The organism is Staphylococcus aureus (assembly GCF_001027105.1).
Taxonomy (GTDB): Bacteria; Bacillota; Bacilli; order Staphylococcales; family Staphylococcaceae; genus Staphylococcus; species Staphylococcus aureus.
Genome location: NZ_CP011526.1, coordinates 1,230,243 through 1,244,841 on the forward strand (window position 1 = coordinate 1,230,243; position 14,599 = coordinate 1,244,841).

At 32.6% G+C, this 14,599-nt stretch carries 14 protein-coding genes; all 14 read left to right on the top strand.

Annotation, left to right across the window (positions count from 1 at the left end):
• Positions 1-6: 6 nt before the first annotated feature.
• A complete protein-coding gene (gene sucD, locus AA076_RS06210; RefSeq protein WP_000110253.1) occupies positions 7-915 on the top strand; it encodes a succinate--CoA ligase subunit alpha in 909 nt (302 codons plus the stop codon).
• A 226-nt stretch (positions 916-1,141) separates the two neighbouring features.
• On the top strand, positions 1,142-2,260 hold the full coding sequence (locus AA076_RS06215) for a LysM peptidoglycan-binding domain-containing protein (protein WP_001041662.1): 1,119 nt from the start codon (positions 1,142-1,144) through the stop codon (positions 2,258-2,260).
• Positions 2,261-2,287: 27 nt separating this feature from the next.
• A complete protein-coding gene (gene fmhC / locus AA076_RS06220) occupies positions 2,288-3,532 on the top strand; it encodes a FemA/FemB family glycyltransferase FmhC (RefSeq protein ID WP_000672867.1) in 1,245 nt (414 codons plus the stop codon).
• A 172-nt stretch (positions 3,533-3,704) separates the two neighbouring features.
• Complete coding sequence (gene dprA / locus AA076_RS06225) at positions 3,705-4,577, top strand: DNA-processing protein DprA (RefSeq protein ID WP_000593192.1); 873 nt, start codon at positions 3,705-3,707, stop codon at positions 4,575-4,577.
• Between the two features lie 173 nt (positions 4,578-4,750).
• Complete coding sequence (gene topA / locus AA076_RS06230; protein ID WP_001548566.1) at positions 4,751-6,826, top strand: type I DNA topoisomerase; 2,076 nt, start codon at positions 4,751-4,753, stop codon at positions 6,824-6,826.
• A 155-nt stretch (positions 6,827-6,981) separates the two neighbouring features.
• Positions 6,982-8,289: a methylenetetrahydrofolate--tRNA-(uracil(54)-C(5))-methyltransferase (FADH(2)-oxidizing) TrmFO gene (trmFO, locus tag AA076_RS06235; protein ID WP_000195254.1), complete on the top strand. Its 1,308-nt coding sequence runs from the start codon at positions 6,982-6,984 to the stop codon at positions 8,287-8,289.
• A gap of 416 nt (positions 8,290-8,705) precedes the next feature.
• The gene (xerC, locus tag AA076_RS06240) at positions 8,706-9,602 is read left to right on the top strand and encodes a tyrosine recombinase XerC (protein WP_001015597.1); all 897 of its coding nucleotides are present in this window, start codon (positions 8,706-8,708) and stop codon (positions 9,600-9,602) included.
• Entirely contained in the window at positions 9,599-10,144 is a 546-nt protein-coding gene (gene hslV / locus AA076_RS06245; protein WP_000072681.1) for an ATP-dependent protease subunit HslV, read from the top strand. Before xerC ends, hslV begins: the two co-directional genes overlap by 4 nt.
• 65 nt (positions 10,145-10,209) lie before the next feature.
• Positions 10,210-11,613, top strand: a complete 1,404-nt coding sequence (gene hslU / locus AA076_RS06250; protein ID WP_000379054.1) for an ATP-dependent protease ATPase subunit HslU — start codon at positions 10,210-10,212, stop codon at positions 11,611-11,613.
• A gap of 24 nt (positions 11,614-11,637) precedes the next feature.
• The gene (gene codY / locus AA076_RS06255) at positions 11,638-12,411 is read left to right on the top strand and encodes a GTP-sensing pleiotropic transcriptional regulator CodY (protein WP_000055337.1); all 774 of its coding nucleotides are present in this window, start codon (positions 11,638-11,640) and stop codon (positions 12,409-12,411) included.
• A gap of 50 nt (positions 12,412-12,461) precedes the next feature.
• Positions 12,462-12,554 (top strand): hypothetical protein, encoded by a 93-nt coding sequence (locus AA076_RS14850; RefSeq protein ID WP_001790530.1) that lies wholly within the window; start codon positions 12,462-12,464, stop codon positions 12,552-12,554.
• A 198-nt stretch (positions 12,555-12,752) separates the two neighbouring features.
• Positions 12,753-13,520: a 30S ribosomal protein S2 gene (rpsB, locus tag AA076_RS06265; RefSeq protein WP_000268484.1), complete on the top strand. Its 768-nt coding sequence runs from the start codon at positions 12,753-12,755 to the stop codon at positions 13,518-13,520.
• Between the two features lie 33 nt (positions 13,521-13,553).
• Entirely contained in the window at positions 13,554-13,667 is a 114-nt protein-coding gene (locus AA076_RS14855) for a hypothetical protein (RefSeq protein WP_031929608.1), read from the top strand.
• A 34-nt stretch (positions 13,668-13,701) separates the two neighbouring features.
• Positions 13,702-14,583, top strand: coding sequence for a translation elongation factor Ts (tsf, locus tag AA076_RS06275; RefSeq protein ID WP_000201387.1), 882 nt, complete (start codon positions 13,702-13,704; stop codon positions 14,581-14,583).
• Positions 14,584-14,599: the final 16 nt, after the last annotated feature.

The following is a 14,599-nucleotide window of genomic DNA, read 5'->3' on the forward strand; positions in this document are numbered from 1 at the left end:
ACTAAGATGAGTGTATTTATAGATAAGAATACTAAAGTAATGGTACAAGGTATTACAGGGTCTACTGCCCTTTTCCATACAAAACAAATGCTTGATTATGGTACGAAAATAGTAGCAGGTGTGACGCCTGGTAAAGGTGGTCAAGTTGTTGAAGGCGTTCCTGTTTTCAACACTGTTGAAGAAGCTAAAAATGAAACTGGGGCAACGGTTTCAGTCATTTACGTTCCAGCACCATTTGCTGCAGACTCAATTTTAGAAGCAGCTGATGCAGACTTAGATATGGTTATTTGTATCACTGAACATATTCCTGTATTAGACATGGTTAAAGTTAAACGCTACTTACAAGGTAGAAAAACACGTTTAGTTGGTCCGAACTGTCCAGGTGTGATTACAGCAGATGAATGTAAAATTGGTATTATGCCTGGCTATATTCACAAAAAAGGTCATGTTGGTGTAGTATCTCGTTCAGGTACATTAACATATGAAGCAGTGCACCAATTGACTGAAGAAGGTATTGGTCAAACTACAGCTGTTGGTATTGGTGGAGACCCAGTCAACGGAACAAACTTTATTGATGTTTTAAAAGCATTCAATGAAGATGACGAAACGAAAGCAGTTGTTATGATTGGTGAAATCGGTGGTACGGCTGAAGAAGAAGCAGCTGAATGGATTAAAGCGAATATGACAAAACCAGTTGTAGGCTTTATCGGTGGACAAACAGCACCTCCTGGAAAACGTATGGGACATGCTGGTGCAATCATTTCAGGTGGTAAAGGTACTGCTGAAGAGAAAATTAAAACATTAAATAGTTGTGGTGTGAAAACAGCGGCAACACCTTCAGAAATTGGTTCAACATTAATTGAAGCTGCTAAAGAAGCAGGTATTTATGAATCATTATTAACTGTTAATAAATAAAGTTAAAAGATGATATAAATGGCTATAGCCCATTCCATACTTTATAAAAGTATCGGAAATGGGCTATTTGTCGTGCGATGAATTTTAGTACACTTTTCATATTTTGGAAAGACAAGTTAATTATTTTACCTCCTACAATAGCTTTATAAAACAAAGAAAATTTTAATTAAAATATATAGCGCACTATGTTATAATGTTTGTATATTATTGTAAGGAGTGTTTCATCATGAATAAACAACAAAGTAAAGTACGCTATTCAATTAGAAAAGTTAGTATTGGAATTTTGTCAATTTCAATAGGTATGTTTTTGGCATTGGGTATGTCGAACAAAGCATATGCAGATGAAATTGATAAATCTAAAGATTTTACAAGAGGGTATGAGCAAAATGTATTCGCGAAATCAGAGTTAAATGCTAATAAAAATACGACAAAAGACAAAATAAAAAATGAAGGTGCTGTTAAAACATCGGACACAAGTTTAAAGTTAGACAACAAATCAGCAATTTCAAACGGAAATGAAATTAATCAAGATATAAAGATTTCAAATACTCCGAAAAACTCAAGCCAAGGTAACAATCTAGTTATTAATAACAATGAACTTACTAAAGAAATTAAAATTGCAAACTTGGAAGCTCAAAATTCTAATCAGAAGAAAACGAATAAAGTTACTAATAATTACTTTGGTTACTACAGTTTTAGAGAAGCTCCAAAAACACAAATCTATACTGTAAAAAAAGGAGACACACTTAGTGCTATAGCATTAAAATACAAAACTACAGTTTCAAATATTCAAAATACAAATAATATAGCAAATCCTAATTTAATATTTATTGGTCAAAAATTAAAAGTGCCAATGACACCATTAGTAGAACCAAAACCAAAAACAGTGTCTTCAAATAATAAAAGTAATAGTAATAGCAGTACATTAAATTATTTGAAAACATTAGAGAATAGAGGATGGGATTTCGACGGTAGTTATGGATGGCAATGTTTCGATTTAGTTAATGTATATTGGAATCATCTTTATGGTCATGGATTAAAAGGATATGGAGCTAAAGATATACCATATGCAAATAATTTTAATAGTGAAGCTAAAATTTATCACAACACACCAACTTTCAAAGCTGAACCTGGGGACTTAGTGGTTTTTAGTGGAAGATTTGGTGGAGGATATGGTCATACAGCTATTGTCTTAAATGGTGATTATGATGGAAAATTAATGAAGTTCCAAAGTTTAGATCAAAACTGGAATAATGGTGGATGGCGTAAAGCAGAGGTTGCACATAAAGTTGTTCATAATTATGAAAATGATATGATTTTTATTAGACCATTTAAAAAAGCATAATTTAAATCGAAGGCAGGACATTGAAATATGAAATTTTCAACTTTAAGTGAAGAAGAATTTACCAACTACACCAAAAAGCACTTCAAACATTATACGCAGTCTATAGAATTATATAATTATAGAAATAAAATAAATCATGAAGCACATATTGTGGGAGTGAAGAATGATAAAAATGAAGTTATAGCTGCATGTTTATTAACAGAGGCACGAATTTTTAAATTCTACAAATATTTCTACTCTCATAGAGGTCCTTTACTTGATTATTTCGATGCTAAATTAGTTTGTTACTTTTTTAAAGAATTATCTAAATTCATTTATAAAAATAGAGGAGTATTTATTCTTGTTGATCCATATTTAATAGAGAATTTAAGAGATGCAAATGGTAGGATAATAAAGAATTATAATAATTCAGTGATAGTAAAGATGCTAGGGAAAATTGGGTATCTCCATCAAGGTTATACAACAGGATATTCAAATAAAAGTCAAATTAGGTGGATTTCTGTATTGGATTTAAAAGATAAAGATGAGAATCAACTTTTAAAAGAAATGGAATACCAAACTAGAAGAAATATAAAAAAGACTATTGAGATTGGTGTTAAGGTTGAAGATTTATCTATTGAAGAAACAAATCGATTTTATAAATTGTTTCAAATGGCTGAAGAAAAACATGGTTTTCATTTCATGAATGAAGATTATTTTAAACGAATGCAAGAAATATATAAAGATAAGGCAATGTTAAAGATAGCTTGTATAAATCTTAATGAATATCAAGATAAATTAAAAATACAATTATTGAAAATCGAAAATGAAATGATGACTGTGAACAGAGCATTAAATGAAAATCCAAATTCTAAAAAAAATAAATCAAAATTAAATCAGTTAAATATGCAATTATCTAGTATTAATAATAGAATTAGTAAAACCGAAGAACTAATATTTGAAGATGGACCTGTTTTGGATTTAGCTGCTGCTTTATTTATATGTACTGATGATGAAGTTTATTATCTATCAAGTGGATCAAATCCGAAATATAATCAGTATATGGGTGCATATCATCTACAATGGCATATGATAAAATATGCAAAATCACATAATATTAATAGGTATAATTTTTATGGAATAACAGGCGTCTTTAGTAATGAGGCGGATGATTTTGGTGTTCAACAATTTAAAAAGGGTTTTAATGCACATGTTGAAGAATTAATTGGTGATTTCATCAAACCAGTAAGACCAATTCTATATAAATTTGCAAAACTTATTTATAAGGTTTAATTATAAAGTATGTTGGAAATTGAAATTTTAAATTCTTTCCAACATACTTTTCACTTTTTAAGTCAGTATTTTTACTCCTTAAAATAACATTACATCGACAATGTTTTTGTATTAGAAATGTAAAACAAAAATAGAATATGATTTTGTATGATTACAAAAAGGAGTTGATTTATTGATTAAACTATTTTTGCTTAAGTTATACTGGGCACACTTTTCGACTAAACAAATTCATCAATTTTTAATGGCATATCCTAATGTAATTAAAGAGGAGGGAAGAAAAAAAGATAGTTATTTATGTGAATGGGTGAATAGGGAAGAAAATGTTCATTTATTACGTAAATACTATGCTTTTATAAAACTTGATCATAACGATATTATTAAAGAACTGCAGAAATTAAAAGTAAGTTACATTACATATATGGATTCTGAATACCCAGTGCTATTAAAAGAAATATATCAATTTCCATTACTTCTTTTCTATAAAGGGAACATCAAATTAATAAATAATATGCATCATTTGGCAGTAGTAGGTGCAAGAGATTCTACAAGTTATACCCAACAGTCTTTAGAATTTTTATTATCAAATGATAAAAGCAAATATTTAACAATTGTTTCCGGCCTTGCTCAAGGAGCTGATGCAATGGCACATCAAATAGCTTTAAAATACAATCTCCCTACAATTGCAGTTTTAGCCTTTGGCCATCAAACACATTATCCCAAAAGTACATTAGCATTAAGAAATAAAATAGAAGAAAAAGGTTTAGTTATATCTGAATATCCACCACATACACCAATCGCTAAATATAGATTTCCTGAGCGCAATAGAATTATCAGCGGTTTGTCAAAAGGGGTTTTAATTACTGAGGCTAAGGAACAAAGTGGCAGTCACATCACGATAGATTTTGCATTAGAGCAAAATAGAAATGTTTATGTTTTACCTGGATCTATGTTTAATCCTATGACAAAAGGTAATTTATTACGTATCCAAGAAGGTGCTAAGGTAGTATTAAACGCTAATGATATATTTGAAGACTACTATATTTAAAACTAAAAATAACGAGTTGCTTCATATTTCTTTTGTTTCCCTTTGTAATTTATTTTTTAATAAAATCTATAAAAAATAGACAGGGAAAATGATTTGTTTAGATATAAAACGTTGACAAAAGCAAAATTAAGCGTTTATCATTTATCTTTAGTAATTAGATTAGCGAGGGGGAAATGACATTGGCAGATAATTTAGTCATTGTTGAATCGCCTGCAAAAGCAAAAACCATTGAAAAGTATTTAGGTAAGAAATATAAAGTTATAGCTTCAATGGGACACGTCAGAGACTTACCAAGAAGTCAAATGGGTGTCGACACTGAAGATAATTACGAACCAAAATATATAACAATACGCGGAAAAGGTCCTGTTGTAAAAGAATTGAAAAAACATGCAAAAAAAGCGAAAAACGTCTTTCTCGCAAGTGACCCCGACCGTGAAGGTGAAGCAATTGCTTGGCATTTATCAAAAATTTTAGAGCTTGAAGATTCTAAAGAAAATCGCGTTGTTTTCAACGAAATAACTAAAGACGCTGTTAAAGAAAGTTTTAAAAATCCTAGAGAAATTGAAATGAACTTAGTCGATGCACAACAAGCGCGTCGAATATTAGATAGATTAGTTGGCTATAACATCTCGCCAGTTCTTTGGAAAAAAGTAAAAAAAGGGTTGTCAGCGGGTCGAGTTCAATCTGTTGCACTTCGTTTAGTCATTGACCGTGAAAATGAAATTCGAAACTTTAAACCAGAAGAATATTGGACTATTGAAGGAGAATTTAGATACAAAAAATCAAAATTCAATGCTAAATTCCTTCATTATAAAAATAAACCTTTTAAACTAAAAACGAAAAAAGATGTTGAGAAAATTACAGCTGCATTAGATGGAGATCAATTCGAAATTACAAACGTGACTAAAAAAGAAAAAACGCGTAATCCAGCAAACCCATTTACAACTTCTACATTACAACAAGAGGCGGCACGTAAATTAAACTTTAAAGCAAGAAAAACAATGATGGTCGCACAACAATTATATGAAGGTATAGATTTGAAAAAACAAGGTACGATTGGTTTAATAACATATATGAGAACCGATTCTACACGTATTTCAGATACTGCCAAAGTTGAAGCAAAACAGTATATAACTGATAAATACGGTGAATCTTACACTTCTAAACGTAAAGCATCAGGGAAACAAGGTGACCAAGATGCCCATGAGGCTATTAGACCTTCAAGTACTATGCGTACGCCAGATGATATGAAGTCATTTTTGACGAAAGACCAATACCGATTATACAAATTAATTTGGGAACGATTTGTTGCTAGTCAAATGGCTCCAGCAATACTTGATACAGTCTCATTAGACATAACACAAGGTGACATTAAATTTAGAGCGAATGGTCAAACAATCAAGTTTAAAGGATTTATGACACTTTATGTAGAAACTAAAGATGATAGTGATAGCGAAAAGGAAAATAAACTGCCTAAATTAGAGCAAGGTGATAAAGTCACAGCAACTCAAATTGAACCAGCTCAACACTATACACAACCACCTCCAAGATATACTGAGGCGAGATTAGTAAAAACACTAGAAGAATTGAAAATTGGGCGACCATCAACTTATGCACCGACAATAGATACGATTCAAAAGCGTAACTATGTCAAATTAGAAAGTAAGCGTTTTGTTCCTACTGAGTTGGGAGAAATAGTTCATGAACAAGTGAAAGAATACTTCCCAGAGATTATTGATGTGGAATTCACAGTGAATATGGAAACGTTACTTGATAAGATTGCAGAAGGCGACATTACATGGAGGAAAGTAATCGACGGTTTCTTTAGTAGCTTTAAACAAGATGTTGAACGTGCTGAAGAAGAGATGGAAAAGATTGAAATCAAAGATGAGCCAGCCGGTGAAGACTGTGAAATTTGTGGTTCTCCTATGGTTATAAAAATGGGACGCTATGGTAAGTTCATGGCTTGCTCAAACTTCCCGGATTGTCGTAATACAAAAGCGATAGTTAAGTCTATTGGTGTTAAATGTCCAAAATGTAATGATGGTGACGTCGTAGAAAGAAAATCTAAAAAGAATCGTGTCTTTTATGGATGTTCGAAATATCCTGAATGCGACTTTATCTCTTGGGATAAGCCGATTGGAAGAGATTGTCCAAAATGTAACCAATATCTTGTTGAAAATAAAAAAGGCAAGACAACACAAGTAATATGTTCAAATTGCGATTATAAAGAGGCAGCGCAGAAATAATATTTTTATTTCCTAGATACATTTTAAGATTGTTAAATAGAATCATTAGTGAATCTTATTTTAAAGATAGTAAAGGATTAATCTAAATAAGTGCGGATAATATAAACATAACAACATAATTAAAAGACATAAATGACAATAAAAGGAGTATAGAAATGACTCAAACTGTAAATGTAATAGGTGCTGGTCTTGCCGGTTCAGAAGCGGCATATCAATTAGCTGAAAGAGGAATTAAAGTTAATCTAATAGAGATGAGACCTGTTAAACAAACACCAGCGCACCATACTGATAAATTTGCGGAACTTGTATGTTCCAATTCATTACGCGGAAATGCTTTAACTAATGGTGTGGGTGTTTTAAAAGAAGAAATGAGAAGATTGAATTCTATAATTATTGAAGCGGCTGATAAGGCACGAGTTCCAGCTGGTGGTGCATTAGCAGTTGATAGACACGATTTTTCAGGTTATATTACTGAAACACTTAAAAATCATGAAAATATCACAGTTATTAATGAAGAAATTAATGCCATTCCAGATGGATACACAATTATCGCAACAGGACCACTTACTACAGAAACCCTTGCGCAAGAAATAGTGGACATTACTGGTAAAGATCAACTTTATTTCTATGATGCGGCTGCTCCAATTATTGAAAAAGAATCTATTGATATGGATAAAGTTTACTTAAAGTCCCGTTATGATAAAGGTGAAGCTGCATATTTAAACTGTCCTATGACTGAGGATGAATTTAATCGCTTTTATGATGCAGTATTAGAAGCTGAAGTTGCGCCTGTAAATTCATTTGAAAAAGAAAAATATTTCGAGGGTTGTATGCCTTTTGAAGTAATGGCAGAACGCGGACGCAAGACATTACTATTTGGACCAATGAAACCAGTAGGATTAGAAGATCCAAAGACTGGGAAACGTCCTTATGCGGTGGTTCAATTAAGACAAGATGACGCTGCTGGTACACTCTACAATATTGTTGGCTTCCAAACGCATTTAAAATGGGGAGCTCAAAAAGAAGTCATTAAATTAATTCCAGGCTTAGAAAATGTTGATATTGTTAGATATGGTGTGATGCATAGAAATACCTTCATTAATTCACCGGACGTATTAAACGAGAAATATGAATTGATTTCACAACCAAACATACAGTTTGCGGGACAAATGACTGGTGTTGAAGGTTATGTAGAAAGCGCAGCTAGCGGCTTAGTTGCAGGTATCAATCTTGCGCATAAAATATTAGGCAAGGGTGAGGTAGTATTTCCGAGAGAAACAATGATTGGAAGTATGGCTTACTATATTTCTCATGCTAAAAACAATAAGAATTTCCAACCTATGAATGCTAACTTCGGGTTATTACCATCTTTAGAAACTAGAATTAAAGATAAAAAAGAACGCTATGAAGCACAAGCTAATAGAGCTTTGGATTACTTAGAAAATTTCAAAAAAACTTTATAAAATAGTTAGAAAGACTAGATATGCTATTCATTCTTAAGTCATCAACGAGTAAGTAATGACTTTCTAAATGGAAAATACTTATCCTAGTCTTTTTAATTTTGGAATTGTTACGTATTTCTGACAATTTAGAATTCGCATTCAAAAAATATCTAAATAAATAACACGCAATAAGTTGATTGATGTAACATGTAAGAGAATGTTTTAAATAAACTTTATTTAAAAGGCAATGAAATAATAAATGGCAAGGCTATTAATAAAGACTTTTAGTAATTAATTTAAAAAAGAGGTATTCTAATTAACAGGTTTTCCGATTAGTTACAATTATTTAATTCTCAAAAGATTTAGAATTGATTATCAAATTACTGTAAGCCCTTTGCTGTATATGCTACAATTCTTATTGATGGAGGGTAAATGTATTGAATCATATTCAAGATGCGTTTTTAAATACATTGAAAGTTGAACGGAATTTTTCGGAACACACATTGAAATCATATCAAGATGACTTAATTCAGTTTAATCAATTTTTAGAACAAGAACATTTAGAGTTGAATACTTTTGAATACAGAGATGCTAGAAATTATTTGAGCTATTTATATTCAAATCATTTGAAAAGAACATCTGTTTCTCGTAAAATCTCAACGTTAAGAACTTTCTATGAATATTGGATGACGCTTGATGAGAACATTATTAATCCATTTGTTCAATTAGTACATCCGAAAAAAGAAAAATATCTTCCGCAATTCTTTTACGAAGAAGAAATGGAAGCGTTATTCAAAACTGTAGAAGAGGACACTTCAAAAAATTTACGGGATCGAGTTATTCTTGAATTGTTGTATGCTACAGGCATCCGTGTTTCGGAATTAGTAAATATTAAAAAACAAGATATAGATTTTTACGCGAATGGTGTTACCGTATTAGGAAAAGGGAGCAAAGAGCGCTTTGTACCGTTTGGTGCTTATTGTAGACAAAGCATCGAAAATTATTTAGAACATTTCAAACCAATTCAGTCATGCAATCATGATTTTCTTATTGTAAATATGAAGGGTGAAGCAATCACTGAACGCGGTGTACGATATGTTTTAAATGATATTGTTAAACGAACAGCAGGCGTAAGTGAGATTCATCCCCACAAGCTCAGACATACATTTGCAACGCATTTATTGAATCAAGGTGCAGACCTAAGAACAGTACAATCGTTATTAGGTCATGTTAATTTGTCAACAACTGGTAAATATACACACGTATCTAACCAACAATTAAGAAAAGTGTATCTAAATGCACATCCTCGAGCGAAAAAGGAGAATGAAACATGAGTAATACAACATTACATGCAACAACAATTTATGCTGTAAGACATAATGGGAAAGCAGCTATGGCTGGAGATGGGCAAGTAACGCTTGGTCAACAAGTCATCATGAAACAAACGGCAAGAAAAGTGCGACGTTTATATGAAGGTAAAGTGTTAGCTGGTTTCGCAGGTAGTGTAGCAGATGCGTTTACGTTATTTGAAAAATTCGAAACAAAATTACAACAGTTTAGTGGTAACTTAGAAAGAGCTGCTGTTGAATTGGCACAAGAATGGCGAGGCGATAAACAATTACGTCAATTAGAAGCTATGCTAATTGTAATGGATAAAGATGCTATTTTAGTTGTCAGTGGAACTGGCGAAGTTATTGCTCCAGATGATGACCTTATCGCTATTGGATCAGGAGGCAACTACGCATTAAGCGCAGGACGTGCATTGAAACGCCATGCATCGCATTTGTCTGCTGAAGAAATGGCATATGAGAGCTTGAAAGTAGCGGCTGATATTTGTGTCTTTACCAACGATAATATTGTTGTCGAAACACTATAATAATCAGAGCACGATAAATAATTACGAGCAATTAATTTTAGTTAAAAGACGGAGGAATGAAATTAATGGATACAGCTGGAATAAGATTAACTCCAAAAGAAATCGTATCTAAATTAAATGAATACATCGTTGGACAAAATGATGCTAAACGTAAAGTGGCAATTGCCCTACGTAATCGATACAGAAGAAGTTTATTAGATGAGGAATCAAAGCAAGAAATTTCACCTAAAAATATTTTGATGATTGGACCAACCGGCGTTGGTAAAACTGAAATTGCAAGAAGAATGGCCAAAGTTGTCGGCGCGCCATTTATAAAAGTAGAAGCTACTAAATTTACTGAGGTAGGTTATGTAGGACGAGATGTTGAAAGTATGGTTAGAGATCTTGTTGATGTTTCAGTAAGATTAGTCAAGGCGCAGAAAAAATCATTGGTACAAGATGAAGCAACAGCTAAGGCCAATGAAAAACTTGTTAAGTTATTAGTTCCAAGTATGAAAAAGAAAGCGTCTCAAACGAATAATCCTTTAGAGTCACTTTTCGGAGGTGCAATTCCAAATTTCGGACAAAATAACGAAGATGAAGAAGAACCACCTACTGAGGAAATTAAAACAAAACGTTCTGAAATTAAGAGACAGCTAGAAGAAGGCAAACTTGAAAAAGAAAAGGTAAGAATTAAAGTCGAACAAGATCCTGGTGCTTTAGGTATGCTAGGTACAAATCAAAATCAGCAAATGCAAGAGATGATGAATCAATTAATGCCTAAAAAGAAAGTTGAGCGAGAAGTTGCTGTTGAGACGGCAAGGAAAATCTTAGCTGATAGTTATGCGGATGAACTAATTGATCAAGAAAGCGCTAACCAAGAAGCGCTTGAATTAGCAGAACAAATGGGTATCATCTTTATAGATGAAATCGACAAAGTTGCGACGAATAATCATAATAGTGGTCAAGATGTCTCAAGACAAGGTGTTCAAAGAGATATTTTACCTATACTTGAAGGTAGCGTTATTCAAACCAAATATGGTACTGTGAATACTGAACATATGCTGTTTATAGGTGCTGGAGCTTTCCATGTATCTAAGCCGAGTGACTTGATACCAGAATTGCAAGGTCGTTTTCCGATTAGAGTTGAACTTGATAGTTTATCGGTAGAAGATTTTGTAAGAATTTTGACAGAACCAAAATTGTCATTAATTAAACAATATGAAGCATTGCTTCAAACAGAAGAAGTTACTGTAAACTTTACCGATGAAGCAATTACTCGCTTAGCTGAGATTGCTTATCAAGTAAATCAAGATACAGACAACATTGGTGCACGTCGACTTCATACAATTTTAGAAAAGATGCTAGAAGATTTATCATTCGAAGCACCAAGTATGCCGAATGCAGTTGTAGATATTACCCCACAATATGTTGATGATAAATTAAAATCAATTTCAACAAATAAAGATTTAAGTGCATTTATTCTATAAAAATATACAAAAGGAGAAAAATTCATGAGCTTATTATCTAAAACGAGAGAGTTAAACACGTTACTTCAAAAACACAAAGGTATTGCGGTTGATTTTAAAGATGTAGCACAAACGATTAGTAGCGTAACTGTAACAAATGTATTTATTGTATCGCGTCGAGGTAAAATTTTAGGATCGAGTCTAAATGAATTATTAAAAAGTCAAAGAATTATTCAAATGTTGGAAGAAAGACATATTCCAAGTGAATATACAGAACGATTAATGGAAGTTAAACAAACAGAATCAAATATTGATATCGACAATGTATTAACAGTATTCCCACCTGAAAACAGAGAATTATTCATAGATAGTCGTACAACTATCTTCCCAATTTTAGGTGGAGGGGAAAGATTAGGTACATTAGTACTTGGTCGAGTACATGATGATTTTAATGAAAATGATTTGGTACTAGGTGAATATGCTGCTACAGTTATTGGTATGGAAATCTTACGTGAGAAGCATAGTGAAGTAGAAAAAGAAGCGCGCGATAAAGCTGCTATTACAATGGCAATTAATTCATTATCTTATTCTGAAAAAGAAGCGATTGAACATATCTTTGAAGAACTTGGCGGTACGGAAGGCCTATTAATCGCATCAAAAGTTGCAGATAGAGTTGGTATTACTAGATCTGTAATTGTAAATGCACTACGTAAATTAGAAAGTGCTGGTGTAATTGAATCACGTTCTTTAGGAATGAAAGGTACTTTCATTAAAGTTAAAAAAGAAAAATTCTTAGATGAATTAGAAAAAAGTAAATAAGTCGATGAGTCTGGGACATAATTCAATGTCCTAGTCGTGACGATGTTATCTTGGCGGTAGTCAATGAAATGACTTTGATGATTATGTTGAAGTCATTTCTTTATTTTTGTCTAATTTTCAATCAAATTGATATTTCACATTAACTTGATAGAATTACCTTTAAATTTATGGAAAAATGCTTGAAAAACATTTGCTTTAGACACGGCATTATGTTATATTTATTTTCGGCTATAAAGCCAATACACACATATCAAACGTGATTGTGTAAAGGGTGCAATATTTATATATTGTCTTTACAATAGTTTGCTATGGAGGTAATTAACCAATAGGAGGAATTTATAATGGCAGTAATTTCAATGAAACAATTACTAGAAGCGGGTGTTCACTTCGGTCACCAAACACGTCGTTGGAACCCAAAAATGAAAAAATATATCTTCACTGAGAGAAATGGTATTTATATCATCGACTTACAAAAAACAGTGAAAAAAGTAGACGAGGCATACAACTTCTTGAAACAAGTTTCAGAAGATGGTGGACAAGTCTTATTCGTAGGAACTAAAAAACAAGCACAAGAATCAGTTAAATCTGAAGCAGAACGTGCTGGTCAATTCTACATTAACCAAAGATGGTTAGGTGGATTATTAACTAACTATAAAACGATCTCAAAACGAATCAAACGTATTTCTGAAATTGAAAAAATGGAAGAAGATGGTTTATTCGAAGTATTACCTAAAAAAGAAGTAGTAGAACTTAAAAAAGAATACGACCGTTTAATCAAATTCTTAGGCGGAATTCGTGATATGAAATCAATGCCTCAAGCATTATTCGTAGTTGACCCACGTAAAGAGCGTAATGCAATTGCTGAAGCTCGTAAATTAAATATTCCTATCGTAGGTATCGTTGACACTAACTGTGATCCTGACGAAATTGACTACGTTATCCCAGCAAACGACGATGCTATCCGTGCGGTTAAATTATTAACTGCTAAAATGGCAGATGCAATCTTAGAAGGTCAACAAGGCGTTTCTAATGAAGAAGTAGCTGCAGAACAAAACATCGATTTAGATGAAAAAGAAAAATCAGAAGAAACAGAAGCAACTGAAGAATAATCAACTGTTGAATCTGACTTAGATATAGTTTAAATGGGTGATAAGATATTAATGCTTATCACCTTTTTTAAAAAGAAAATCGAGGCAAATTACAAATATTCAAATAGAGTATTGGCAATCTTGCCTATAATAATGCTAAAATCATAATATATAAAATGATAACTTATTGGAGGAATAATGAATGGCAACTATTTCAGCAAAACTTGTTAAAGAATTACGTGAAAAAACTGGCGCGGGTATGATGGATTGTAAAAAAGCGCTAACTGAAACTGATGGTGACATCGATAAAGCGATTGACTACCTACGTGAAAAAGGTATTGCTAAAGCAGCTAAAAAAGCAGACCGTATTGCGGCTGAAGGTTTAGTACATGTAGAAACTAAAGGTAACGACGCAGTTATCGTTGAAATCAACTCTGAAACAGACTTTGTTGCTCGTAACGAAGGTTTCCAAGAGTTAGTTAAAGAAATCGCTAATCAAGTATTAGATACAAAAGCTGAAACTGTTGAAGCTTTAATGGAAACAACTTTACCAAATGGTAAATCAGTTGATGAAAGAATTAAAGAAGCAATTTCAACAATCGGTGAAAAATTAAGTGTTCGTCGTTTTGCTATCAGAACTAAAACTGATAACGATGCTTTCGGCGCTTACTTACACATGGGTGGACGCATTGGTGTATTAACAGTTGTTGAAGGTTCAACTGACGAAGAAGCAGCAAGAGACGTTGCTATGCATATCGCTGCAATCAACCCTAAATATGTTTCTTCTGAACAAGTTAGCGAAGAAGAAATCAACCACGAAAGAGAAGTTTTAAAACAACAAGCATTAAATGAAGGTAAACCAGAAAACATCGTTGAAAAAATGGTGGAAGGACGTTTACGTAAATACTTACAAGAAATTTGTGCTGTAGATCAAGACTTCGTTAAAAACCCTGATGTAACAGTTGAAGCTTTCTTAAAAACAAAAGGTGGAAAACTTGTTGACTTCGTACGCTATGAAGTAGGCGAAGGTATGGAAAAACGCGAAGAAAACTTTGCGGATGAAGTTAAAGGACAAATGAAATAATCTGTCATAAAGTAAA

Excerpts from the sequence above, each read along its gene's own strand:
- sucD (WP_000110253.1), top strand. The coding sequence starts at position 7 with ATGAGTGTATTTATAGATAAGAATACTAAAGTAATGGTACAAGGTATT.
- AA076_RS06215 (WP_001041662.1), top strand. The coding sequence starts at position 1,142 with ATGAATAAACAACAAAGTAAAGTACGCTATTCAATTAGAAAAGTTAGT.
- fmhC (WP_000672867.1), top strand. The coding sequence starts at position 2,288 with ATGAAATTTTCAACTTTAAGTGAAGAAGAATTTACCAACTACACCAAA.
- topA (WP_001548566.1), top strand. The coding sequence starts at position 4,751 with ATGACATTGGCAGATAATTTAGTCATTGTTGAATCGCCTGCAAAAGCA.
- trmFO (WP_000195254.1), top strand. The coding sequence starts at position 6,982 with ATGACTCAAACTGTAAATGTAATAGGTGCTGGTCTTGCCGGTTCAGAA.
- hslV (WP_000072681.1), top strand. The coding sequence starts at position 9,599 with ATGAGTAATACAACATTACATGCAACAACAATTTATGCTGTAAGACAT.
- hslU (WP_000379054.1), top strand. The coding sequence starts at position 10,210 with ATGGATACAGCTGGAATAAGATTAACTCCAAAAGAAATCGTATCTAAA.
- codY (WP_000055337.1), top strand. The coding sequence starts at position 11,638 with ATGAGCTTATTATCTAAAACGAGAGAGTTAAACACGTTACTTCAAAAA.
- rpsB (WP_000268484.1), top strand. The coding sequence starts at position 12,753 with ATGGCAGTAATTTCAATGAAACAATTACTAGAAGCGGGTGTTCACTTC.
- AA076_RS14855 (WP_031929608.1), top strand. The coding sequence starts at position 13,554 with ATGGGTGATAAGATATTAATGCTTATCACCTTTTTTAAAAAGAAAATC.
- tsf (WP_000201387.1), top strand. The coding sequence starts at position 13,702 with ATGGCAACTATTTCAGCAAAACTTGTTAAAGAATTACGTGAAAAAACT.